A 22307-nucleotide genomic window follows, 5' to 3' on the forward strand; every position below is an offset into this window, starting at 1 on the left:
CACCCATGGCAAACGTAGAAAAAACCGAATTCAACCTGGCCGGCCCCTCCGGACCCACTGGCGGCACGCCCCCCACCGACCCTGCCACCGCCCGTAGGGGCACCATCAACCCCCACGCCCTCAACACCGAAACCGACATCGAAACCACCCTCCGGCCTCGCAGCCTCGCCGAATTCATTGGCCAACCCAAAGTGCGCGACCAACTCAACCTGGTTCTCACGGGGGCGAAAAACCGCAACGTCACCCCCGACCATGTGCTCCTCTCCGGGCCACCCGGACTCGGCAAAACCACCATGGCCATGATTATCGCCTACGAAATGGGCACCAGCCTCCGCATGACCTCCGGGCCCGCCCTCGAACGCACCGGTGACCTTGCCGCCATGCTCTCTAACCTCATGGAAGGCGATGTCCTGTTCATCGACGAAATCCACCGCATGGCCCGCCCCGCCGAAGAAATGCTCTACATGGCCATGGAAGACTTCCGCATCGACGTCATCGTTGGCAAGGGACCCGGCGCCACCTCTATCCCCCTCGAACTCGCCCCCTTCACCCTGGTCGGCGCCACCACCCGATCCGGTATGCTCACCGGCCCCCTCCGTGACCGGTTCGGCTTCACCGCCCAAATGGAATTCTATGACACCCCCGACCTCACCCAGGTTGTGAGCCGTGCCGCCAAAATCATTGGGGTGGGTATCGACCCTGATGCCGCCGTCGAAATCGCCTCTCGCTCCCGAGGCACACCCCGCATCGCCAACCGGCTGCTCCGCCGCGTCCGCGACTACGCCGACGTTCACGGCACCGGCCACATCGACCTCCAGGCCGTCCGCGCCGCCCTCATCGTGTTCGACGTGGACGCCATGGGCCTCGACCGGCTCGACCGCGCCGTCCTCACCGCCCTCATCAAAGGCCACGGCGGCGGCCCAGTCGGAGTATCCACCCTCGCCATCGCTGTCGGCGAAGAAGCCTCCACCGTGGAAGAGGTTTGCGAACCCTACCTGGTGCGGGCCGGTATGATAACTCGCACCGGCCGGGGCCGGGTCGCCACCGCCGCCGCCTGGCGGCATCTTGGGCTCGAACCACCCGAAGGCACCATAGGAAGTTAGCTACGGGCAGTGGTGGGGGAACGCGGGGGCTCACCCACCATGGATTGGCTTCTCACCCACCCACATTTCTGGAATAGTTGTGCAGTATGGATTTCTCAATCATTTTGTTGATACTCATTCTCCTCGTGCTGATGATCCCCAGCCTCATCATCCAACGCAAACAGCGTCGCCACCTCGATACCATCCGCCAGCTTCAAGAAAACCTCATAATCGGCGATGTGATTATCACCACTGCTGGGTTGCATGCCATCATCCGTGGTATCACGGATACCACCGTGGAGTTGGAAACCTCGCCGGGCGTGGTTTCGACGTGGGAGAAACACGTCGTGATTAAGAACCTCACCCAAGAGAAAAAGACCCAACCAGCGGCGGATGCGGAGCCAGAGCAACAACCTGTGGGGGAGTTGCCGGAAGGGGAGCAGCCGGCAGCCGAAAAGCCGGCGGATGATCCCGATAGGGCGTCGTAAAGCTTGGGGAGGAAGCCGCATGGTGGGGAAAGTCACGGGGCTTTGGCCGAAAATGTGGGTTGTTGCCTGAACGTGGGTGCGGCGTGTGGGGCGGCCAATCGCTTTTCGTATGCCACATGCCGTAGCATATTTCGGTGTGTGTGCGTGGAAAATTTTTTCAAGCACAGGTTTTACTAAGGCAATGAGGTGAAAACCCCTGGTTGTAGCTATGTTTGCCTGGTAATACTCTAAAATACGGCACAGCTGATTTCCCTCATGAAATCACGAGGAGTCGGCGGTTACCGGCCAGTAAACACGTAAATTCAAGGAGATAGTTCATTGGCTTCGAAACGACGAAGCGGCGGGTCACGATGGGAAACATGGCCGAAGAAAGCAATCGCGGTCTTTGGCCTGTTTATCATTGCTATTTATGCTGTTATTTTCTTAACCGGCGACCGCAGTGCCACCCCAAAACTTGGCATTGACCTGCGGGGTGGTACCCGTATCACCCTGGTGCCGCAGGGCGCCACCCCCACCCAGGACCAGCTGCAACAGGCGAAAAATATTCTAGAAAACCGCGTCAATGGCATGGGCGTGTCCGGCGCCAATGTGATTGTCGACGGCACCTCACTGGTGATTACCGTGCCCGGGGAAGACACTTCCCAGGCGCGTGCCGTGGGACAAACCTCACAGCTGCTGTTCCGACCGGTGGTGCAACCGGATGCCTCGGTGGATAACGACAGCATCATCAAGGCCATTGAAGAAATGGGCAACAGGTGGGTGACCGCCGGTGTGATGCCTGCCGACCAGGTGCAGAAGAAATTCGACGAGCTGCGGAAAAACGTTGAAAAGCAGAAGGCGGCCCAGGAAGAGCAGGCCAAAAAGCAGGGCAATGAAAATCAACAGCTCCCGGAGGTTAAGGTCCCGGACCTGAAGGTTACCGCCAAAGCTCCGGCGAAAGCCGCCGACTCCATCGCCGCCAACAAGCAACGCACCGAACAACTGAAGGTGCTTAAAGACGATCGGCAGTCGAAGGATGCCGCGAAACAGCTGGCCGCATCCACCCTCATGGTGTGCAGCAGCGCCCCTGACCCGTTGCAGGGCTCTGACGACCCGGCGCTACCCCTGGTGGCCTGCGACGCCAGCACCAACCAGCCGTATATTTTAGGTGAGGTGCCGCTGCTGGTTGGGCAAACCGACCCGGTGCACGGCAAACGGCTCACCGGTAACGAGATCGATTCCAACCGGCCCATCACCGGTGGCTTGAACAGCCAAACCGGCCAAATGGAAATCAGCTTCGCCTTCAAGGCCGGCGATAATGAAAAGGGCTCGGAAACTTGGGCGGACCTCACCCAGAAATATTTACAGCAGCAGGTTGCCATCACCCTGGACTCGAAGATTATTTCGGCCCCGCAGATCCAATCACCCACCCCGGTGGGGTCAGCCACGGCCATCACCGGCAAATTCACCCAGGATGAGGCCACCGAGTTGGCGAATAACCTACGCTACGGCGCCCTGCCACTTAGCTTCGCCGGCGAAAACGGCGAATCCGGCGGCACGGCAATCACGGTACCCGCGTCGCTGGGGTTGGCATCACTCAAGGCCGGCCTGTTCGCGGGCCTGGTCGGTTTCGCACTGGTGGCACTGTTCTCCCTGTTTTTCTACCGGATTTTCGGCCTGGTCTCCCTGGTGTCGCTGGTGCTGGCCGAAGTGCTGGTGTACGGTGCCCTGGTGCTGCTCGGCCGGCTCATTGGCTACTCCCTGGACCTGGCCGGTATCGCCGGTTTGATCATCGGTATCGGTGCGACCGCCGACTCGTTCGTGGTGCTGTATGAGCGCATTAAGGACGAGATTCGCCACGGGCGTACCTTCCGTTCGGCGGTGCCGCATGCATGGGATCGCGCCAAGCAAACCATTGTGACCGGCAACTTTGTGACCCTCATCGCTTCCGTTGTGGTGTATTTCCTGGCCGTGGGCGAGGTGAAAGGTTTCGCCTTCACCCTGGGCCTGACCACGGTGTTCGACCTGGTTGTGACCTACTTACTCACCGCACCACTGGTGATTTTGGCATCCCGAAAGCCATGGGCCGCCAAACCCGCATTCAACGGGTTGGGGAAGGTGTTCGAGGTCGTGAAACAGCGGGGCACGGTCAAACCGGGTGCCAATGGGCAATCCGGGTCGGCGGCGACCAACCCCACCAAGGAGTCAGCGGAGCCGGCAGAGAGCGTGGAGGAGCGAATCATTCGCACCAGCGCGCATCTTGTTGCCCAAGACGATGATCAAGAGGAGAAGAAGTAACCATGTCTTCACCAAGCACAGCCACCCAAATCTTTACCGGTGACGGCAATATTGACTTCGTCGATAAGCGCCGCACCGCATATTGGGCCACCCTTGCCATCATCGTGGTCTGCCTACTTGGCATCACTCTCCGCGGCTTCAACCTGGGTATCGACTTTGAGGGCGGCACGAAAATGAATATGCCGGCCGCAAACCTGGAAACCTCCCAGGTGGAAGAGACCTTCACAAAGGCCACCGGGGTAGACCCCGAACAGGTGCAGATCGTGGGCAGCGGGGACACCCGAATCCTGGAAATCAACTCCAAACGGCTCACCCAAGGCCAGATTGATGCGGCCCGGCAGGCGCTTTTCGACGCCTACAAGCCGGTCAATAGCGCAGGCCAGCAAACCCCCGATGCCATTGGTGACTCCACCGTGAGCGAATCCTGGGGCAGCACCATCACCAACCGCATGCTCATGTCCATGGGTGTGTTCCTCATCGCTGCATTCGCCTACATCGCCATCCGGCTGCAACGCGAAATGGCTGTCGCCGCCATCCTGGCCCTGTTTGTGGACCTCATCACCATTACCGGCCTGTACGCCATTGCTGGCTTCGAAGTCACCCCGGCCACCGTGATCGGCCTATTGACTGTGCTGGCGTTCTCCCTCTACGACACCGTGATCGTGTTCGACAAGGTGCGGGAAAACACCGCCGGCTACCTGGGCAATAAACGAATGACCTACGGCGAACACGCCAACCTTGCCATCAACCAAACGGTGATGCGGTCAATCTCCACCACGGTGATTTCCGTGCTGCCCATCCTGGCACTCATGATCGTGGCCGTGTGGCTCATGGGCGTGGGCACCCTCAAAGACCTGGCATTAATCCAGCTCATCGGCGTGATCTGGGGTACCGTCTCCTCAATCTTCCTGGCCACCCCCTTCCTGGTGAGCATCAAGAACCGCACCAAGGAATGCAAGGAACATAACGCCGAGGTCGCGGAATTCCGAGCCCGGCTGGCCAGCGGCGAAACCGCCGAGGAAGCCGAAGCTGAAGAAATCGAAAAGGAACGCTCCCGCGCCGAAGCCGCTGCCGCACAGCGGCGGGGGACCGGCACGGAGCGACCCGCCGGTCCCTCGGGATCCGGCACAAGTTGGCGCCCCGGCCATAACAACTAGGCGACCAACACCATCGCCACCCACCCAACATTCATGGGTGGGCGGCGATTTTTTGTGCCCCGATGCCGAATCCGCCACTGTAAGGGCGTCGACAAGCGGGGGACAGGGTACCATTTAGCCATGGCATCGCAGACCACAACCCGTTCACTCGCCCTCATCATGGCAACAATCTTGCTTGTTACCGGGTGCAGTAACAGTAAAACCGAAGAAACCAAAGCAGAACACTCATTCGGTTACGTGCTTGATGACTACCTTATTAACACCAACGTCACTACCGGCATCGGTTTTTCCAGCAACATCCACCAACTTGTGGGGCGAATCTACCCCGGCGCATTCGTCAACGGGCCCGAAGGACAACGCATCCCCAACACCGACCTAGTAGAAGCACGTGCACTACCAGGTGCCCCCATGCGGGTGGAATACCAAATCACCGACAAAGCCGTCTACTCCGACGGGCAACCCGTCACCTGCGATTCATTCCTGCTCGCCCAAGTCGCCGCCACCTCCCGGCCCCTTTTCGACTCCTACAACCCCCTGATGGACCAAATTGACACCATCAACTGCCAACCCGGAAACAAAACCGCCACCGTTGTCTTCAAAGGCAACTTCGGGCCCCGCTGGCGCTACCTCTTCAGCGGCGGCACCCTCCTGCCCGCCCACGCCATCGCCGCCAAAGCCAACATGAGCTTAGCCGACCTCAACACCGCCCTCCACAACCGGGACCTACCCCGCCTCCAACAAGTCGCACAAGTCTGGAACAGCGGCTTCGACCTCGGAAAATTCGACCCCGCACTGCAAGTAAGCTCCGGGCCATTCCTCGTGCAATCCGTAGCCCCCGACGGCGCCGTCACCCTGGTGCGCAACGACAAATACTATGGGGAACCCGCCGTGCTAGATAAACTCATCGTCTACCCCAAAGGCACTGACCTGCACAAACTCGCCGACGCCGGCAACCTCCATATCGCCGAAGCCGACAGCAAAACCGACACCAACTGGATCGACCGGAACGACAACAAAAACCCCTACATTGTCAAAGCCAACCCCGGAGTCCTCGCCGAACATCTCATCCTCGCCAGCGCCGGCGTACTCGCCGACCAAGCCGACCGCCAAGCATTTGCCGCCTGCGTCGACCAGGCCGCTGTCGCCCAGGCCTCATCAAAAGAATCCGGGGTAGAAGTGCAACCCGTAGCGCTGCGCACCATCCGCCCCGGCGACAGCATCGCCACCCACCTCAAAGAAATCTCCGACCAACACTTAGGGGTTAATATCGACCAAGCCAAAAAACTCACCGGCAAAACCATCCGCATCGGCTACTTCGCCCCCGACAAACGCAAAATGGCCATGGTGGCGGCCATCAAAGCCTCCTGCGAACCCGCCGGCATCACCATCCTCGATGTCTCCAACGAAGCCGCATCAGTCAGCAACCTCCCCTTCAGCTACCAAGACGAAGATGGGGTAGACCAAGCAACCGACGGCAAAGCAGACGCCGTACTCCAAGCACTCGACCCCCAATTCAGCTTCCCTTACGTGGCAAACCCAGCATCCGACATTGAAGTGGCCCGCCGCGAAGAAAACCTCAGCTGGGACTACACCCGCACCATACCGCTCGCCGTCCAACCCCGCGTGCTCGTGCTCAACAAATCCGTGGAAGGCATCGCCGAAAACACCGACCTGTTCGGAGTGGGTTGGAACATGGACCGGTGGAAAGAATAACGTGCACACCACCCGACAACAACCAATACCAAAACCAACCCACCAATCAACCCACGGAAACCTCATTGGAACCTCATTGGAAACCAAAAAATTTGTGGCACGGATAGTCAAACCCTTAGGTTAGTACTGAACCTCAAACGTGTAAGGAATCCCCTAAGGCAAAATATGACTGACCACCACACCACCCGTCGCACCCAGGTCCAAGAAGCTCTTCGACAAAAAACCCGATCCGTGCCCAACTTCCCGGCACCCGGCGTAATATTCGAAGACCTCACCCCCGTACTCGCCGACGCGGAAGCACTCCAACTCCTCGTCGACGACCTGGCCGCCGCCGCCACAACCATGAGGGCGGAACTCATCAGCGGCCTCGACGCCCGCGGTTTCCTCCTCGCATCAGCTGTCGCCTACAAACTAGGGTTAGGGCTGCTCGCCATCCGGAAAAAAGGCAAACTCCCACCGCCAGTCATCACCAAAGAATACGCCCTCGAATACGGCAGCGCCGCACTAGAACTCCCCCGCAACGGCCTCGACCTCACCGGCAAAAAAATTGTCCTCATCGACGACGTGCTCGCAACCGGCGGCACCCTCCTCGCAGCCCACGACCTCATCACCGACATGGGCGGCATAGTAGCCGGCTACGCCGTCGTCCTCGAAGTCACAGGCCTCAACGGGCGCGACCGGCTCCCAGACGCCCCACTCTACGTCGTCAGCGAACCCTAAAAACAACCTGCCCACCCGCGCCCCAAACACACAGCAACGCGAACCCGGAAGAGAGCACAACAACGCTCCCCTCATGGGTTCGCGTTCCGCACTCCTTGACACACCCAACAAAGCAGTACAATAACCAGATACACGGGCAAGAAAGGCGAACAGCACCATGACCTCATCGCGGGCTACCAAAACCACCAAACAGTCCTCCAACACGATGCGAAGCATGTCGGCACGCCTAGCCCGCAGCCTCACCGGAAACCGGGTGAAAGTCAACCCCGTCCTCGAACCACTCCTGAGCATCCACCGGGAATTCCACCCCAAAGCCGACGTGGAACTTCTCTCCCGCGCCTACGACACCGCAGAACGCCTCCACGAAGGCGTATTCCGCAAATCCGGGGACCCCTACATCACCCACCCCCTGGCCGTGGCCACCATCGCCGCCGAAATCGGCATGGACACCACCACCATCATCGCCTCACTGCTTCACGACACCGTCGAAGACACCGAATACTCCCTCGACGACCTCACCAACGACTTCGGCGAAGAAGTAGCCCGCCTCGTTGACGGGGTCACCAAACTCGACAAGGTAGCGCTAGGGGCGGCGGCGGAAGCGGAAACTATCCGAAAAATGGTCATGGCCATGGCCCAAGACCCACGGGTGCTCGTCATTAAAGTAGCCGACCGGCTGCACAACATGCGCACTATGCGGTTCCTCCCCCCAGAAAAACAGGCCAAAAAAGCCCGCCAAACCCTCGACGTCATTGCCCCCCTCGCACACCGCCTGGGAATGTCCAGCGTCAAATGGGAACTCGAAGATCTCTCCTTCGCCATCCTCTACCCCAAAAAATACGACGAAGTGGTGCGACTCGTCGCCGACCGAGCCCCCTCACGCGACCGCTACCTTCAAGAAATCATATCGATCCTCCAACAAGGACTCAAAGAAAACAACATTGATGCCGAGGTCAAAGGCCGACCAAAACACTACTGGTCGATCTACCAAAAAATGGTCATGCGCGGCAAAGACTTCGACGAAATCTTTGACCTGGTGGGCATACGAATCCTCGTCGATAATCTCAACAACTGCTACGCAGCCATCGGGGTGGTGCACTCCCTATTCGCAGCCATGCCCGGCCGATTCAAAGACTACATTTCCTCCCCAAAATTCGGGGTGTACCAATCGCTCCACACCACAGTCATGGGTGACGGCGGCAAACCACTAGAAGTACAGGTCCGCACCCACGAAATGCACGTCAACGCGGAATACGGCATTGCCGCCCACTGGCGGTACAAAGAAACCAAAGGAAGCCACTCCGGGGAACAAGCAGAAATCGACCAAATGGCGTGGATGCGCCAACTCTTGGATTGGCAGAAAGAAGCAGCAGACCCCAACGAATTCCTCGACTCCCTCCGCTACGACCTAAGCAGCAAACAAATCTTTGTGTTCACCCCCAAAGGGGATGTGGTGAACCTGCCCGTCGATGCCACACCAGTCGACTTCGCCTACACGGTCCACACAGAGGTAGGGCATCGATGCATCGGGGCGAAAATCAACGGCAAACTCGTGGCATTGGAATCAAAACTCAAATCGGGCGACCGGGTGGAAATTTTCACCTCCAAAGACCCCAAGGCGGGACCCTCGCGCGACTGGCAAGAATTCGTGATTTCCCCCCGGGCCAAGGCAAAAATCCGCCAATGGTTCGCCAAAGAACGCCGGGAAGAATTTCTTGAAGCTGGTCGGGACGCGCTGGCCGCAGAGGTGCAACGCGGCGGGCTGCCAATCCACCGACTCTTTACCGCCCAATCAATGAAGGCGGTGGCCACGGAATTGCACTATGCGGACGTGGATGCGCTCTACACCGCGATCGGGGCGGGCGGCATTTCCGCTCAGCACGTGGCCAATCGGCTGATGGCGGCATTCGGGGACGCCGACGATGCGGTCGACACCCTGGTGGCCCGCACCCCCTTCAGCGAGCTTGTGACGGCGAAATCGCAGGCGTCAGAAAACGGCTCCGGCATCCTGGTAGAGGGCAGCCCGGATGTCATGGCGAAGTTAGCCAGGTGCTGTATGCCGGTGCCGGGGGATTCCATTTTCGGGTTTGTGACCCGCGGCGGTGGGGTGTCGGTGCACCGAACGGACTGCACTAATGCGGAAAAGCTCCGCCAGGAGCCGCAACGGTTGGTGTCGGTGGCGTGGGCGTCGGAAGGCAAGTCTGTGTTTCAGGCAACATTGCAGCTTGAGGCTTTGGATCGCGCCGGGTTGTTGATGGAGCTCACCCGGGTGATTAATGAGCAGCGGGTGTCGGTGGTGGCCATGAATTCCCACGCTTCGGAGGATCGGGTTGCCATGATTCGGTTTACGTTTACGGTGTCGGACACGAAGCAGCTGGGGTCGCTCATGACTCAATTGCGTAATACCGAAGGTGTGTTCGATGTGTACCGGGTGACATCCGGCGGTTAAAAGCATAGTAGGCAGCAGAAAACCCCACCCGATCTTGCTCTTACGGGTGGGGCTTTTCGACGTGAACCTCTCGGCTGGGGCTGGGGGTTACCGGCCGAAGTTGAAGTTCGGGATCTTGCCCATGAAGGTGATGACCGAGGTGATGACGGTCAGGATGGTGCCAATAACACCAATCCATTCACCAATCTTCTTAGCGGAGATTTTGCCGGTCTTCTCATCCCGGGACATGCCGCGGAGCTCACCACTGCCGGAGTTAGCATCTTCGCTTTCGCTAGGGGATGTGGATGCGACTGCGGCCTGGGACTGGGTGGTAGCGGCGGTGCTGGACTGCTCGGCCATTGCGGTGGGGGCGGTCATGGCTCCGGTGGTGACAGCGGTAGCGGTGGCAACGGCCAGGAGAGCCTTACGAGAGAAAAGTTTCATTGGAGTTATTCCTTCAGTGTGGAGTCTGTCTTGCGAATGAATCTTCGGTAAGTTTAGCGAAGTTCACCAACGCGGGCAAGGGAATTCTCAGGTTAAACTACTGGTACATTTGTTCTGAAATTCAGGATATGCCCTGGTTGATTATGGTGTTTCACCAGCGAATTATTACCCCAATTCGGGTGCTTTTACGCTAGTGTGGTCGAGGGCGTGCGATTCCCAACTATCGCACGCCGTTTAGCCAATTTTTAGAATTTGTTGGTGATATTGAAAACGTTGGTGAGGGTCTTGAAGATGGTGCTGATCAAATCCAACCACTCCTTGACCTTCTTTGCGTTCAAAAGACCGTTGTCATCCCGGGAGAGAGCGGTCAAGCCCTCCAGCAACCCGCTGCCTTTTTCCTTGTCTTTTTCGGTAGTCGGTTCTTCCGACTTGTGTTCACTGGTGGTGGCCGTGGAGGTTGTCGTTTCCTTGGATAGAGAGGTGGCAGTGCTGCTCTCTTGAGCCATTGCTGGTGCTGCTGAAATCAGGAGACTTGTTGCGGCGGCGGCAGCAATAGACGTGCGGATAAAACGCTTCATGTGAATGCCTACTTTCCAAGTTTGAAGAGTATGAGGATGTCAACCTTTCACACGGATTGTTAGCGAATTGATGCATGAAAGATCGCTACCAACAAGATATGTCGTTCGGGTACGAGTAGCAAGAAAAACTTGGTGAATATCACCAGTTAATATATTAAGAAACCATTATATTTTTGGGATTTTCCGCTGATTTTATGGTGTTGACGTGTGCAAAGAACCACTGCAACTTGGCACACCATGGGGGTGGACGGGGGCGACGAAAAAACCGGGCGGCCACCCCGATAGTGGGAGTGGCCGCCCGGTCGTCGATACGCTAGCCGGTCACGGTAGCCGATTCGATCTTGACTTCCTTTGCCGGTTTGCCGTCACCTTGGCCGCCCTCGACGCCATTCTTGGCGATCTTGTCCAAGACTTCCAGGCCCTTGTCTGACACCTTGCCGAAATACGTATACTTCGGCGGCAGCGGCGATTCGCCCCAGTTGAGGAAGAACTGCGAACCATTCGTACCCTCGCCCGAGTTCGCCATGGCGATGGAGCCTCGCGGATAATTCACCGGCTGATTGGCCGCGGCACCTGATGCCTCATCCACCGGGTATTCGTCGGCGAATTTGAATCCGGGGCCGCCGGAGCCGGTACCGGTCGGGTCGCCGCATTGCAGCACCTTAATGCCGGCGGTGGTGAGACGGTGGCATACCGTATTGTTGTAATAGCCCGATTCTGCCAGGTGCGTGATCGCATTGACCGTGCACGGTGATGCCGCCCGATCGAGCTCCATGTCTACCTCGCCCTCGTTGGTGGTCAGCTTGACCTTGGCCGTGCCCTTTGCCGACACCTGTTCGGTTTTCGGCAGCGATACTTCCTTCGCGGCCTCGCCGTTCTTGTCATATTTGCAGGTTACGGTGTCGCCCAATGCCTTTGCCCGCTTCATGGTGAGCGGTCGCACCTCCGGCGTAGCTGCGGTTGTGCTTTGCGACGCCGCCTGGTCTTGCTTATGCTCATTCCCGGTGTATTTGGTGGCAAAAATTATGCCGCCCACGATGACCACAATTGCCACGGCGGCGGCTGTTACCACACCCAGTGGCTTCATTTTCTCCGCCCGGTCGCGGGACTTGATTTCCTTATCCAGGCTTTGCATCGCAGCTTTGCGGCGTTGATTATTATCGCTCACCCTTACACTTATCCTTACACGCGAGAAATAGTACAGCTATCAACCTTAACCCAAGCAAAAAACCAAATGCAACGGTCTCATGTAAGGTGGTCGCATGGCTACAGTTCATTTTCATGGCGAACCCGCCCATACTATTGGTGACCTGCCCGCATTGGGCACTACCCTTCCTAACATTTCGCTTGTCGACGCCACTCTGGCCGACATTACCAACGACACCATTGCCGGAACCCGGGTGATCTTCAACGTTTTTCCCTCCATCGACACGGGCGTGTGTGCCACCTCCGTGCGCCGCTTCAATGAGGAAGCCGCCGGCTTGGACAACACCACCGTGGTGTGTGTTTCCCACGATCTGCCGTTCGCCCTGGGCCGGTTCTGCGGTGCCGAAGGCATCAATAATGTTGTTGTCGGCTCTGCCTTCCGTTCCTCGTTTGGTGCCGACTTCGGTCTGACCCTCACCGACACGCCTTTGGCTGGCCTGCTGGCCCGTGCCATCATTGTGGTCGACGCCACCGGAAAGATTGTGTACACCCAACTCGTTGAAGAGATCGGTTCGGAACCCGACTACGAGGCAGCTATCGCCGCCCTGAAGTAACGCGGCGGTGTTCTTGATGGTGGCATTGCGCTACTAACAACCCTGCCGGTGGCACTGTTAGGCTAAACCGCATGGAAATCCTAGGTTTTGCCACCGGCCCCTATAAAACCAATTGTTATGTGCTGGTTGACGGCGAACATGCCACCATTATCGACCCAGGCATGCACGCCGCCACCCACCTCATTGACTATTTCACTGAACACCACATTGAGCCCGAACGCATCCTCTTGACCCACGGGCATATCGACCACACCCGGGATGCCGGCATCCTGGCCGCCCGGTACCGCATCCCCGTTTATATTCACGAGGCGGACGCCTTCATGCTCACCGACGGTTCCGGCGTGTCCCCGGAGTCCCTCATATTATTCGACACCAAAAACATGACCCCCATCGCGGATCTTCGGTTCTACCAACATGAAGACACACTTGACATTGGGGAAATGCGCCTGGTCATCAAACACGCCCCCGGCCATTCGCCTGGCAGCGTCATGCTGGTTGGTGACGCCGTGGCCTTCACCGGTGACGTCCTCTTCAAAGGCAGCATTGGTCGCACCGACCTGGCCGATTCTTCCCCCGCCGACATGGATAACACCCTCAGCAAACAGGTCATGGGGCTTTCCGACGACCTCCAGGTTCTTCCCGGGCATGGGGCCACCACCACCGTGCGGGCCGAAAAACGCAGCAATCCATTCCTCGCCGACTACGCATAGCCCGATGCCGGGCAATGTTAAAGTAGTCATTTGTGACCGATAAGAAGCTCAATAAGATTTCCGCCCCCAAGGGGGTACCCGACTATGTTCCGCCAGCCTCCGCGCAATTCATCGCCGTGCGCGACACCTTTGCGCATCACATCCGGCTAGCCGGCTACGAACACATTGAGCTGCCCATTTTCGAAGACACCACCCTGTTTGCCCGCGGGGTTGGGGAATCCACCGACGTGGTGTCCAAAGAAATGTACACCTTCGCTGACCGGGGTGGCCGCTCCGTGACCCTCCGGCCGGAAGGCACCGCCGGCGTCATGCGCGCGGTCATCGAACACAATCTTGATCGGGGCCAGCTGCCCGTCAAACTCGGATATTATGGGCCGTTTTTCCGCTACGAACGGCCCCAGGCCGGCCGATACCGGCAACTCCAACAGGTGGGAGTGGAGGCCATTGGCGTGGACGATCCCACCCTCGACGCCGAGGTGATTGCCCTGGCCGACCGGTGCTTCAGCAGCATTGGGTTGAAAGACTACCGCTTGGAGCTCACCAGCCTGGGCGATGCCACCTGCCGGCCCGCCTACCGGGAAAAACTGCAGGAATTCCTCCTGAAGCTGCCCCTCGACGACGCCACCCGCCACCGCGCCGAAATCAATCCGCTGCGGGTCCTCGACGACAAACGCCCCGAGGTTCAAGAACTCACCGCGGACGCCCCCCTCATGTTGGACTATCTGTCCCCCCAGGCCCGGGAGCACTTCGAAGCGGTGACCGGCTGCCTCGACGATTTGGGCGTCACCTATGTTATTAACCCGCGCATGGTTCGGGGCCTCGACTACTACACCAAGACCTGTTTCGAATTCGTCCACGATGGGTTGGGGGCCCAATCCGGCATCGGCGGTGGCGGCCGCTACGACGGGCTCATGGCCCAGCTCGGTGGCCAGGAACTGTCCGGCATCGGGTTCGGCCTGGGCGTCGACCGGGCTCTGCTGGCGCTGGAGGCCGAACACACCCAGGTGGCGGACCCGGCCCGGGTTGATGTGTACGGTGTTGCCCTGGGCGCCCCGGCCAAGCGGCGGCTGCTCACCCTCATCAATGAGCTTCGGGCCGCCGGCATTCGCGCCGACATGAGCTACGGGGATCGGGGCCTCAAGGGGGCCATGAAGGGCGCCGACCGGGCCGGGGCCCGGTTCGCCCTGGTGCTCGGGGATCGGGAACTCGACGCCGGTATCGTGGCCGTCAAAAACCTGGTCGACCACACCCAAACCGATGTGCCCCTGGGCCAGGTGGCGGAAACCCTAGGGCACCACGTCCGTGGCCAGTAGCCCATACTGGGCCACGTCGTAGCGGGCATCCCGGTGCAGTTCGGCCCCCCGGGCGATCCCTTCGAACACGAACCCTGACTGCTCCGCCACCCGGCGCGATGCCGTGTTGGTGGCCCGAGTGAGCACCACAATCCGATCTACCCCGGCGTTAATGGCGCAGGTGGCGGCGAGCCGGACCGCCCGGGTTGTGAGGCCCCGGCCGCGCGCCCACGGGTGGGTGTTGTAGCTCATGGATATGCTGTGGGATCCCAGGTGGTGCGGTCGGAGCGTGATGATCCCGGCCATCCGGCCGACCTCCGTTGGGTCTTCATACGCCCACCGTACCTCGGATTTTTTCACGAATTCTTCGGCGTCGGCCCGGGTGTAGGCGCTGGGGATGTGCAGGTATTTTGTGGTTTCCGGGTCGACCGCGTTGGCTACGATCTCGTCGACGTCCGCCAGTGACACGTCGCGGAGAATCACGTGCTCGTCTTTGAGCTCCGGGGTGGGGATGGGCCATTCGAAGGGGGGCCGCAGCATGGGGGTGTTCATCATAGGATTCTCCCCTCTAGAAGGTATTCGCGCAGGTAGGGGAGGGTGAATTCCACCTTGCCACGGGCGGGCACGGCGATGAGTTCCCGATTGAGTAGTTTCGCACGGGTTTGCGATGCCACGTTGGCTTTGAGCCCCATGCGGTCGGCGATTTTGCTGGTGCTGGCGGGTTCGGGCCCGAGGGCCGCCATGTGGTGCAGAAAATCAAGCTCCCGTTCGCTCAAGTGTGCGAGGGCGGGGCGGTGTACTTGGTGGCCCATGCGGTAGATGACGTCGTCGTGGATCTTGGCCACGGTGTCGGCGGTGACCTGGTTGTGGTGGTCGATTTCGGCCTGCGCCCACAGCAGCGATCCGACCGCCTGGATCAGGTACGGGTAGCCGCGGGTGAGCGCCGTCGCTGCCACCAACCCGGCCTCGTCGAATTGTTTGCCGCCCTCATCCATGGTTTCCCGCAGCGTGGTGGCCACGTCCCTGTCGGTGACCATGTCGAGTTGGATGGTTTCGGCGCGGCGCAGAAACGTCATGCCGGGATGGTTCATGAGGTCGTTGATTCCCTGCACCAGGCCGGCGCCGCTGAACGCAATATTGAGGTCGTCGCGGCGTAGATCCTGGATGGTGGTGGCGAGTTCCCGCATTTCCTCAATGGGCACCGACTGCACCTCGTCAATGGTGATGAGCACCCCGTCGACGGCGCGGAGTAGGTCTCGCAGCATGGTGTTGAGGGTCGGCTCCGGCCTGGTTGCGTGCTCGACCGTCATGTTGACGCCGCCCAGGCCGGCGATGGTGATGCCGGTGATTTTGCGGCTGCTTTTCGACGCCGGGTCCGTCACCGCTCGGGGAATGACGGTGTGCATGAGGTGGTGGATCATGTCTTGTCGCGGGTCGGCCCGCAACACAATCCACCCATATTGTGCGGCAATGTCTTCGAATTCGTTGAGGAGCACGGTTTTCCCAATGCCACGTGGTCCCCACACCAGGGAGGCGCGGATGGGGTTGCCTGGTTCGAAAAGTCCGAGGTGGAACGAGCGAATCCATTCGTCCCGGCCGGCAAGGTAGAGGGGTGACATGCCGAAGCTGGGACGGAACTGGTTACGGTACTGTTGATTCATAACTACCGGCCAGTGTAACCGATAGGTGGGCGTCGAAAAGCGCTTAACACTCCGTGACGGTTACCGGCAGCCCTAAAATGACCGCCAGCCCGCCCATGGCGGTTTCCTTATAGTTACTCATCATGTCCCGGCCGGTGGCGGCCATGGTGAGGATCGCCTCGTCAAGGCTCACCCGGTGGATGCCGGTTTCCAGGCAGGCCAGGCGGGCAGCGTTCACCGCCTGCACCGCGGCGATGGCGTTGCGTTCGATGCAGGGGATTTGCACGAGCCCGCCCACCGGGTCGCAGGTTAGCCCCAGGTTGTGTTCCAGGGCGATTTCCGCCGCGTTTTCCACCTGCTCTGGGGTGCCGCCCAGCACCTGGCACAGGCCGGCCGCCGCCATGGCTGCCGCCGACCCGACCTCGCCTTGGCAGCCCACCTCTGCGCCGGAGATGCTCGCGTTTTCTTTGATGAGCATGCCGATTGCCCCCGCGGCCAGCAGGAATTCGCGTACCCGGTCCGGGGTGAATGGGGGCCGAAAGTCCCGCACGTAGTGCATCACCGCCGGTATCACCCCGGCGGCCCCATTGGTGGGCGCGGTCACTACCCGGCCGCCAGCCGCGTTTTCCTCGTTCACCGCCAGGGCAAACAAATTCACCCATTCCATCGCGGACAATGCATCCCCCGCGTAGCTGAATTGGGCGGCCAAAAGCCGCTGGTACAGTCGGGGCGCCCGGCGGGTCACCTGCAACCCACCCGGGAGCATGCCGGGGGTGTTAATGCCGGCGGTCACGCACCCCTGCATGGTCTCCCATACCGTGTCTATGTGTCGAATGTGTGTTTCATCGGTGCCGTGGATGACGGTTTCGTTTGCTGCCATGATGTCGGGAATGCTCATGTCGTGCGCCCGGCATTGGGCCAATAATTCCCCGCAGGTTTGAAACGGGTAGGGGAGTGTGATGTTCTGCGCGGCGGCGGCTGCACCGGCGGCGTTTGCGTCCCGTGCTGCCAGTTCCTTGCTGGTGAGCACAAACCCGCCTCCTACCGAAAAATAGCGGCGCCGATAGTCGCCGCTGATAAAGGTCATGCCGTTGGGGTGCTCCGGCAGGGCGGTGGGGTCGAAAACAATTTCGTATTCGATTCCGCCGATTTCCCCCACCGGGGGAATGATCGTCCCCGGCACCGGCGGGTGTGTGGGACTCACCGTCGCCGGGTCGCACCCTTGTAGCCCCAACAGTACGGCCCGGTCCGTGCCGTGGCCCCGTCCGGTTGCCGCCAGCGACCCGTGCAAAATCACCGTTACTGTGTGCGGATCGGACCCGCCAATGCCCGCGCGCACGTCGGCCATGAACGTTGTTGCCGCCCGCATCGGGCCCACCGTGTGCGACGATGACGGCCCAATGCCCACACTAAATAAGTCCACGATACTAATGGTCATAATTCTTATTCTAACTGCGCTTTTCAATAAGCAAAGCCAATTCCGTTCCCGTAATGATCCGCAAAGGTTTTTGATGCGGCCGCCCCGACTCGGTGATAATCACGGCCCGCGGCAGATGCCCGCCGACCGGGGTAGTCATGGCGCGAATCACCACCTGCGGCGCCGCGGTTTTGGCAACAAACACGCACTGGGTTGCCGCACCCACCTCAGAGAGCAGCCTCGATATGGGGGTGCGGAGGTCAATCGTCATCTGCCGACCATTCTGGGGTCGCCGCGCGGCAAGCCACGCCACAATGTCACCGTTGGTAAGTAGCGCTACAAATTTTCCCTCCGAATACACCGGGTATTTCCCATGCGACGCCGCCACCAGCTCCCCAATGGTGGCATTCGGCCGGTAAATCGTCACCCGCCCGGCCCGCACCAGCTGCAACGCCGACACCGGCTGAAGCAGCTCGTCCCGAATCTTGGTGATGGTGAGCACCGTGTCAGGGTTCGGCTCCGCAATCGGCTGGTTTTGCCTCCCATACCGGCCATGGCTGATCGCGTTCCGCAGGTCCGCCAGCTCTAAAAGATCATCCGCCTGGTCGGCAGTGATAATCTCATCCCGTTCCGCCTGCCGCACCATGGTGCTAAACGACGTGTGGTGGTGCGCGTCTAATGCCCGGCGTAAATACTCCTCAATCTCGTTAAACGCTGCTAAAAACGGGAATGCCCGATGCTGATGTGTGCGAGAATCTATCACCCACCCCAGCATATTCTTTTGCATTCTTGAGGCGGGTAATGCAAAACGTGACAAAATTCAACGTGGAGTGAACAATAGGTGGCACATGAGCGCACAAACATCAGGCAACAGGTGATCGTATTGGAAACCGACACAGAAATCCCGGACATTATGACCGTCACCAACCTTGAAGTCATCTCCGGCACAAAATTCACCGACTTCACCATTCCAGCGGCCGGGCTCACCCTCATCCACACCGGGCGAGAACAAGCATCCACCACATTAAGCATGACCCTCGCCGGGCGCATGCGGCCTCGCCGCGGCCGCATCACGATCACCGCCCCTGATGGGCGCGCCTATCGTGATGATCGCCGCCGTTTCCAGCACATCGCCCTGGCCGGGGTGCCCGAAATCGACAGTCTAGAACGCCTCGTCACCGTCCGGGCGGTTATCCGGGAACAAGCCGCCTGGCACCAACCTTGGTGGAAACCCACCCCCCGCAGCATCGACAACATCCCCTCCTACACCCAGGCCGCCGAACTTCTCGGCTTCACCATGACCAACGACGACGCCACCACCCTGGTTGGGGAACTCGACACCTTGAGCCGCCTGGTGCTTCGCATCCTGCTCGCCATCATGGCCCGCCCCGACGCCGACCTGCTCATCGTGGACGACATCGACCAGCTGCGTAGCATGGAGCTCCGCAATAAACTCCTCGTGAAACTCCGCGACTACTCCCAGCTCAAACCGGTCATCGCCACCAGCGTCAACCCCGACTTCACCTACCTGTGCCACAACCATGTGACCCTGACAACCGACACCTACCAGATCACGGCGGTGAACCAATGAGCCTCCTCCACATCGGTACTGAACTTCGCCGCTTCGGTCGCGGTAAACTCCCACCCATCGCCCTCAGCGTCGTCATGCTTCTGCCGCTCCTCTTCGGCGGGCTCTTTGTGTGGAGCTACTGGGATCCCATCGGGCACCTCAATAAGCTTCCCGTCGCCCTCGTCAACTCCGACAAGGGCGCCATGATAAAGGGCAAACACACGGTAGCCGGCGACCAAATCGTCGACAAGCTCATAGAATCCAAAGCCGTCGACTTTTACCAAGTCACCCCCGACGACGCCCGCGAAGGCATCGCCAACGGCACCTACTATTTCGCCATCGAACTCCCCACCGACTTCTCCGAGGCCGTGGCCAGCGCCAACACCCCCACCCCGCACCAAGCCACCCTCAACGCCGTATTCAATAACACCAACGGCTTGCTCGGCACCGCCCTCGGCAACCAGGTCGTCACCCGGGTGCTTGCCACCATCAACGAAAACCTGGGCAGCCAAATGGTCAACCAGTTGCTCGTCGGTTTCGGCACCATCGACCAGGGCCTCCACAAGGCCGGGGATGGTGCCGCCAAACTTAAGGAAGGCTCAGGCAAAGCCCGCGACGCCTCCGGCAAACTCGCCGACGGCAGCAAACAACTAGGCGACAACCTCAAAACCGCCAAAGACGGCGCAGCCGAACTCGACCAGGGCGCCCAAACGCTCGCCACCAACCTCGGCACCGCCGATGATGCTGCCAGCCAACTCGCCGACGGGCTCACCAAACTCACCGACGCCACCGACAAACTCGGCGCCGGCGCCGGCCAAATCAGCAACGGCGTCAACCAGGTGGTCGGCCCCGCCCAAACGCTCGCCCAAACCCAACAACAACTCCTCACCCTCCTCATTAACCTTTCCGGCCAGGTGCGGGGCCTCAACCTGCCCCAAACCAACCAATTCGCCGACCAAATCGACGCCACCATCACCACCATCCAAACCAACGGCATCCCCGCCACCCCCAACCCCGACGGCACCGACCCGCTCAGCCAACTCACCAAACTCGCCAACGGCGCCAGCGAACTCCACCGCCAACTCACCGACCCCAACGCCGAATACCGGGGTGGCATCAACAAGGCTGCAGACGGCGCCGGCCAACTCTCCGAAGGCCTCCACAAACTCTCCGACGGCTCCCAACGCCTCGTCCTCGGCACCAAAAAACTTGCCGACGGCACCTCCAAACTCGCCGAAGGATCCGAACAACTCACCTCCGGAGCCCGCCAACTCGCCGACGGGCTCGTCACCCTCGACGACGGCATGGGGGAACTCGCCCTCAAACTCAACGAAAGCGCCCAAAAAGTCCCCGCCTTCGCCGACGGCGCCGCAAAAAACTTCTCCACCCCCGTCGCGGAAAACACCCCCAAGGACAGCCTCGGCATATTCGGCATGGGGCTCACCCCCATGTTCATCTCCATCGGCCTCTTCCTCGGCGCCACCGTCACCTTCATGCTGCTGCACCCCCGCAACCGCCGCGCCATCGACTCCGGGGCCATCCCCCTCCGCGCCGTCCTCGCCGCCTACCTGCCCGCCGCCATCGTGGGCATCACCCAAGCCACCATCATGTTCCTCGTCCAACGCTTCGCCTTAGGCCTGCACGCCATCAACGAACTCGGGCTCTGGGCCAGCATGTGCCTCATCGCCGTCACCTTCATCACCATCACCCAAGGCCTCAACAACATTTTCGGCGTCACCGTGGGCCGGGTCCTGTGCCTCGCCCTCATGACCCTGCAAATCGTCTCCTCAGGCGGCCTCTACCCGCCCGAAACCCAACCGGCACCACTACGCTGGTTTCACACCATCGACCCCATGACCTACTCCGTCAACCTGCTCCGCCGCATGATCTTCGGCACCGAAGCCCTCTACGACCACCGCGCCCCCCAAGCACTTTTGGCCCTCATCATTATTTTCACCCTGTTTCTCACCGCATCCATACTCTCCGCCTACCGGGACCGCCGCTGGCAAATGAAAGACTTCCGCCCCGAAGTCTCCCTCTAGTCCGAATAACCACCAGCGGCGCCCGTCGCAAAGCAGCGGTGGGCAGCTACAGGGGACAGCTCGACATCTGGCCCGTGTGGTACCCGGCCAAAAACGCCTCCTGCCGCTGCTCAGACGTGCCATGCGTAAACGTGTCCGGGCGCACCTCGCCGCCGGAACGCTGCTGAATGTTATCGTCACCGACCGCCCGGGCCGCATTAATCGCCCCCGCCAGCTGCTCTTCAGTAATCGACTGCAACGACACCTTATTGTCCTCGGGATCCCGCTCCGCGTGGTAAGCCCACACCCCGGCGTAGCAGTCCGCCTGCAACTCGATCTTCACCGCATTCGACTCCGGGCCAGGCTCGTTATAATTCGACATGCCCAACGTGTTTTGCAGTTTCTGGATATGATGCCCAAACTCGTGCGCCACAATATATTCCTGCGCAAACGGCGTATTTGTCGCGCCATAATTCTTTAACTGGTCAAAAAACGACACATCGAAATACGCCGTTTGATCCGTGGGGCAATAAAACGGGCCCGTCGCCGACGACGCCACCCCACACCCCGACCTAGTGGAGTTAGTGAAAACGATCACCTCTGGCCTCTTGTACTGCAGCTTTGCCTGCTCTGGCAGCTGTTGACCCCACACCCTATCCAGCGATTGTGCCGTAGCCTTTATTCGACACTCTGCATATTTGTTCGCTTCATTGGTCGTCTTACAATGTGCCAGTCCCGACGTCGACTGGCTCGTCGACGCATCACCCGTCCCCAACACATCCTGCAACTGGCTCGGATCCACCCCCAAATACCACAAAATGCCCGCCAGAATCAGCGCGCCAATGCTACTACCCCCAATCACCAACCCCCGGTTGCCCGAAGTTTTTACTCGATCTTCTTCTAGAGGCACATCAGGTTTAAAAGTCATGGACTCTATTTTTCCATGCCCACCACCCCAAACACCACCTATCAAACCTGCTTAATGTTGCCTTCCGGGTTTTACCCCCACC

Annotated in this window: 20 protein-coding genes; 12 read left to right on the forward strand and 8 right to left on the reverse strand. The window is 59.8% G+C overall.

Annotation, left to right across the window (positions count from 1 at the left end; translation table 11 throughout):
* Positions 1-5: 5 nt before the first annotated feature.
* The 7 genes from ruvB to HBA49_RS05310 all read left to right on the forward strand — a co-directional run bounded on the left by ruvB (position 6) and on the right by HBA49_RS05310 (position 9886).
* Positions 6-1103 carry a Holliday junction branch migration DNA helicase RuvB gene (gene ruvB / locus HBA49_RS05280; protein ID WP_005526151.1) on the forward strand — a complete coding sequence of 366 codons (1098 nt, stop codon included), beginning with the start codon at positions 6-8 and terminating at the stop codon, positions 1101-1103.
* Positions 1104-1189: 86 nt separating this feature from the next.
* Positions 1190-1570, forward strand: coding sequence for a preprotein translocase subunit YajC (gene yajC / locus HBA49_RS05285; protein ID WP_005526176.1), 381 nt, complete (start codon positions 1190-1192; stop codon positions 1568-1570).
* A 318-nt stretch (positions 1571-1888) separates the two neighbouring features.
* Positions 1889-3847, forward strand: coding sequence for a protein translocase subunit SecD (gene secD, locus HBA49_RS05290; protein WP_005526275.1), 1959 nt, complete (start codon positions 1889-1891; stop codon positions 3845-3847).
* Positions 3848-3849: 2 nt separating this feature from the next.
* Positions 3850-5004, forward strand: a complete 1155-nt coding sequence (gene secF, locus HBA49_RS05295; RefSeq protein ID WP_005526363.1) for a protein translocase subunit SecF — start codon at positions 3850-3852, stop codon at positions 5002-5004.
* Between the two features lie 120 nt (positions 5005-5124).
* On the forward strand, positions 5125-6717 hold the full coding sequence (locus HBA49_RS05300) for an ABC transporter substrate-binding protein (RefSeq protein WP_005526204.1): 1593 nt from the start codon (positions 5125-5127) through the stop codon (positions 6715-6717).
* Positions 6718-6882: 165 nt separating this feature from the next.
* Positions 6883-7437, forward strand: coding sequence for an adenine phosphoribosyltransferase (locus tag HBA49_RS05305; RefSeq protein WP_005525617.1), 555 nt, complete (start codon positions 6883-6885; stop codon positions 7435-7437).
* 157 nt (positions 7438-7594) lie between these two features.
* On the forward strand, positions 7595-9886 hold the full coding sequence (locus tag HBA49_RS05310) for a RelA/SpoT family protein (protein WP_005526318.1): 2292 nt from the start codon (positions 7595-7597) through the stop codon (positions 9884-9886).
* Between the two features lie 87 nt (positions 9887-9973).
* On the opposite strand, the gene HBA49_RS05315 is transcribed toward HBA49_RS05310, so the two are convergent.
* From HBA49_RS05315 to HBA49_RS05325, 3 genes are all read right to left on the reverse strand, one after another.
* The gene (locus HBA49_RS05315; RefSeq protein WP_005526191.1) at positions 9974-10309 is read right to left on the reverse strand and encodes a hypothetical protein; all 336 of its coding nucleotides are present in this window, start codon (positions 10307-10309) and stop codon (positions 9974-9976) included.
* Positions 10310-10554: 245 nt separating this feature from the next.
* A complete protein-coding gene (locus tag HBA49_RS05320) occupies positions 10555-10887 on the reverse strand; it encodes a hypothetical protein (protein ID WP_005526453.1) in 333 nt (110 codons plus the stop codon).
* Between the two features lie 313 nt (positions 10888-11200).
* The gene (locus HBA49_RS05325; RefSeq protein WP_005526604.1) at positions 11201-12055 is read right to left on the reverse strand and encodes a peptidylprolyl isomerase; all 855 of its coding nucleotides are present in this window, start codon (positions 12053-12055) and stop codon (positions 11201-11203) included.
* A gap of 94 nt (positions 12056-12149) precedes the next feature.
* Between HBA49_RS05325 and tpx the strand changes: the two genes are divergently transcribed.
* The 3 genes from tpx (at position 12150) to hisS (ending at position 14670) form a co-directional block, all read left to right on the forward strand.
* On the forward strand, positions 12150-12647 hold the full coding sequence (gene tpx / locus HBA49_RS05330) for a thiol peroxidase (RefSeq protein WP_005525536.1): 498 nt from the start codon (positions 12150-12152) through the stop codon (positions 12645-12647).
* Positions 12648-12718: 71 nt separating this feature from the next.
* Positions 12719-13357, forward strand: coding sequence for an MBL fold metallo-hydrolase (locus HBA49_RS05335; RefSeq protein ID WP_005520983.1), 639 nt, complete (start codon positions 12719-12721; stop codon positions 13355-13357).
* A gap of 32 nt (positions 13358-13389) precedes the next feature.
* Positions 13390-14670 carry a histidine--tRNA ligase gene (hisS, locus tag HBA49_RS05340; RefSeq protein WP_005525996.1) on the forward strand — a complete coding sequence of 427 codons (1281 nt, stop codon included), beginning with the start codon at positions 13390-13392 and terminating at the stop codon, positions 14668-14670.
* Here hisS and HBA49_RS05345 read toward each other — a convergent pair.
* From HBA49_RS05345 to HBA49_RS05360, 4 genes are read right to left on the reverse strand one after another with little or no spacing between them, the layout of a single operon-like run.
* The gene (locus HBA49_RS05345) at positions 14644-15204 is read right to left on the reverse strand and encodes a GNAT family N-acetyltransferase (RefSeq protein WP_005526288.1); all 561 of its coding nucleotides are present in this window, start codon (positions 15202-15204) and stop codon (positions 14644-14646) included. The genes hisS and HBA49_RS05345 overlap by 27 nt on opposite strands.
* Positions 15201-16310, reverse strand: a complete 1110-nt coding sequence (locus HBA49_RS05350; RefSeq protein ID WP_005526611.1) for an ATP-binding protein — start codon at positions 16308-16310, stop codon at positions 15201-15203. The genes HBA49_RS05345 and HBA49_RS05350 overlap by 4 nt, the downstream gene beginning before the upstream one ends.
* A gap of 43 nt (positions 16311-16353) precedes the next feature.
* On the reverse strand, positions 16354-17727 hold the full coding sequence (locus tag HBA49_RS05355) for an L-serine ammonia-lyase (RefSeq protein WP_005526523.1): 1374 nt from the start codon (positions 17725-17727) through the stop codon (positions 16354-16356).
* A gap of 10 nt (positions 17728-17737) precedes the next feature.
* The gene (locus HBA49_RS05360) at positions 17738-18469 is read right to left on the reverse strand and encodes a hypothetical protein (protein WP_225866124.1); all 732 of its coding nucleotides are present in this window, start codon (positions 18467-18469) and stop codon (positions 17738-17740) included.
* Between the two features lie 78 nt (positions 18470-18547).
* On the opposite strand from HBA49_RS05360, the gene HBA49_RS05365 reads away from it, so the two are divergent.
* Entirely contained in the window at positions 18548-19297 is a 750-nt protein-coding gene (locus HBA49_RS05365) for a P-loop NTPase family protein (RefSeq protein WP_112767215.1), read from the forward strand.
* Positions 19294-21318 carry a YhgE/Pip domain-containing protein gene (locus HBA49_RS05370; protein WP_005520991.1) on the forward strand — a complete coding sequence of 675 codons (2025 nt, stop codon included), beginning with the start codon at positions 19294-19296 and terminating at the stop codon, positions 21316-21318. The genes HBA49_RS05365 and HBA49_RS05370 overlap by 4 nt, the downstream gene beginning before the upstream one ends.
* Before the next feature lie 46 nt (positions 21319-21364).
* On the opposite strand, the gene ypfJ is transcribed toward HBA49_RS05370, so the two are convergent.
* Positions 21365-22225 (reverse strand): KPN_02809 family neutral zinc metallopeptidase, encoded by an 861-nt coding sequence (gene ypfJ / locus HBA49_RS05375; RefSeq protein ID WP_005526315.1) that lies wholly within the window; start codon positions 22223-22225, stop codon positions 21365-21367.
* Positions 22226-22307 lie beyond the last annotated feature (82 nt).

This window comes from Corynebacterium matruchotii (assembly GCF_011612265.2).
GTDB lineage: Bacteria > Actinomycetota > Actinomycetes > Mycobacteriales > Mycobacteriaceae > Corynebacterium > Corynebacterium matruchotii.

Excerpts from the sequence above, each read along its gene's own strand:
- ruvB (WP_005526151.1), top strand. The coding sequence starts at position 6 with ATGGCAAACGTAGAAAAAACCGAATTCAACCTGGCCGGCCCCTCCGGA.
- yajC (WP_005526176.1), top strand. The coding sequence starts at position 1,190 with ATGGATTTCTCAATCATTTTGTTGATACTCATTCTCCTCGTGCTGATG.
- secF (WP_005526363.1), top strand. The coding sequence starts at position 3,850 with ATGTCTTCACCAAGCACAGCCACCCAAATCTTTACCGGTGACGGCAAT.
- HBA49_RS05300 (WP_005526204.1), top strand. The coding sequence starts at position 5,125 with ATGGCATCGCAGACCACAACCCGTTCACTCGCCCTCATCATGGCAACA.
- HBA49_RS05305 (WP_005525617.1), top strand. The coding sequence starts at position 6,883 with ATGACTGACCACCACACCACCCGTCGCACCCAGGTCCAAGAAGCTCTT.
- HBA49_RS05310 (WP_005526318.1), top strand. The coding sequence starts at position 7,595 with ATGACCTCATCGCGGGCTACCAAAACCACCAAACAGTCCTCCAACACG.
- HBA49_RS05315 (WP_005526191.1), bottom strand. The coding sequence starts at position 10,309 with ATGAAACTTTTCTCTCGTAAGGCTCTCCTGGCCGTTGCCACCGCTACC.
- HBA49_RS05320 (WP_005526453.1), bottom strand. The coding sequence starts at position 10,887 with ATGAAGCGTTTTATCCGCACGTCTATTGCTGCCGCCGCCGCAACAAGT.
- tpx (WP_005525536.1), top strand. The coding sequence starts at position 12,150 with ATGGCTACAGTTCATTTTCATGGCGAACCCGCCCATACTATTGGTGAC.
- HBA49_RS05335 (WP_005520983.1), top strand. The coding sequence starts at position 12,719 with ATGGAAATCCTAGGTTTTGCCACCGGCCCCTATAAAACCAATTGTTAT.
- HBA49_RS05345 (WP_005526288.1), bottom strand. The coding sequence starts at position 15,204 with ATGATGAACACCCCCATGCTGCGGCCCCCCTTCGAATGGCCCATCCCC.
- HBA49_RS05350 (WP_005526611.1), bottom strand. The coding sequence starts at position 16,310 with ATGAATCAACAGTACCGTAACCAGTTCCGTCCCAGCTTCGGCATGTCA.
- HBA49_RS05355 (WP_005526523.1), bottom strand. The coding sequence starts at position 17,727 with ATGACCATTAGTATCGTGGACTTATTTAGTGTGGGCATTGGGCCGTCA.
- HBA49_RS05370 (WP_005520991.1), top strand. The coding sequence starts at position 19,294 with ATGAGCCTCCTCCACATCGGTACTGAACTTCGCCGCTTCGGTCGCGGT.
- ypfJ (WP_005526315.1), bottom strand. The coding sequence starts at position 22,225 with ATGACTTTTAAACCTGATGTGCCTCTAGAAGAAGATCGAGTAAAAACT.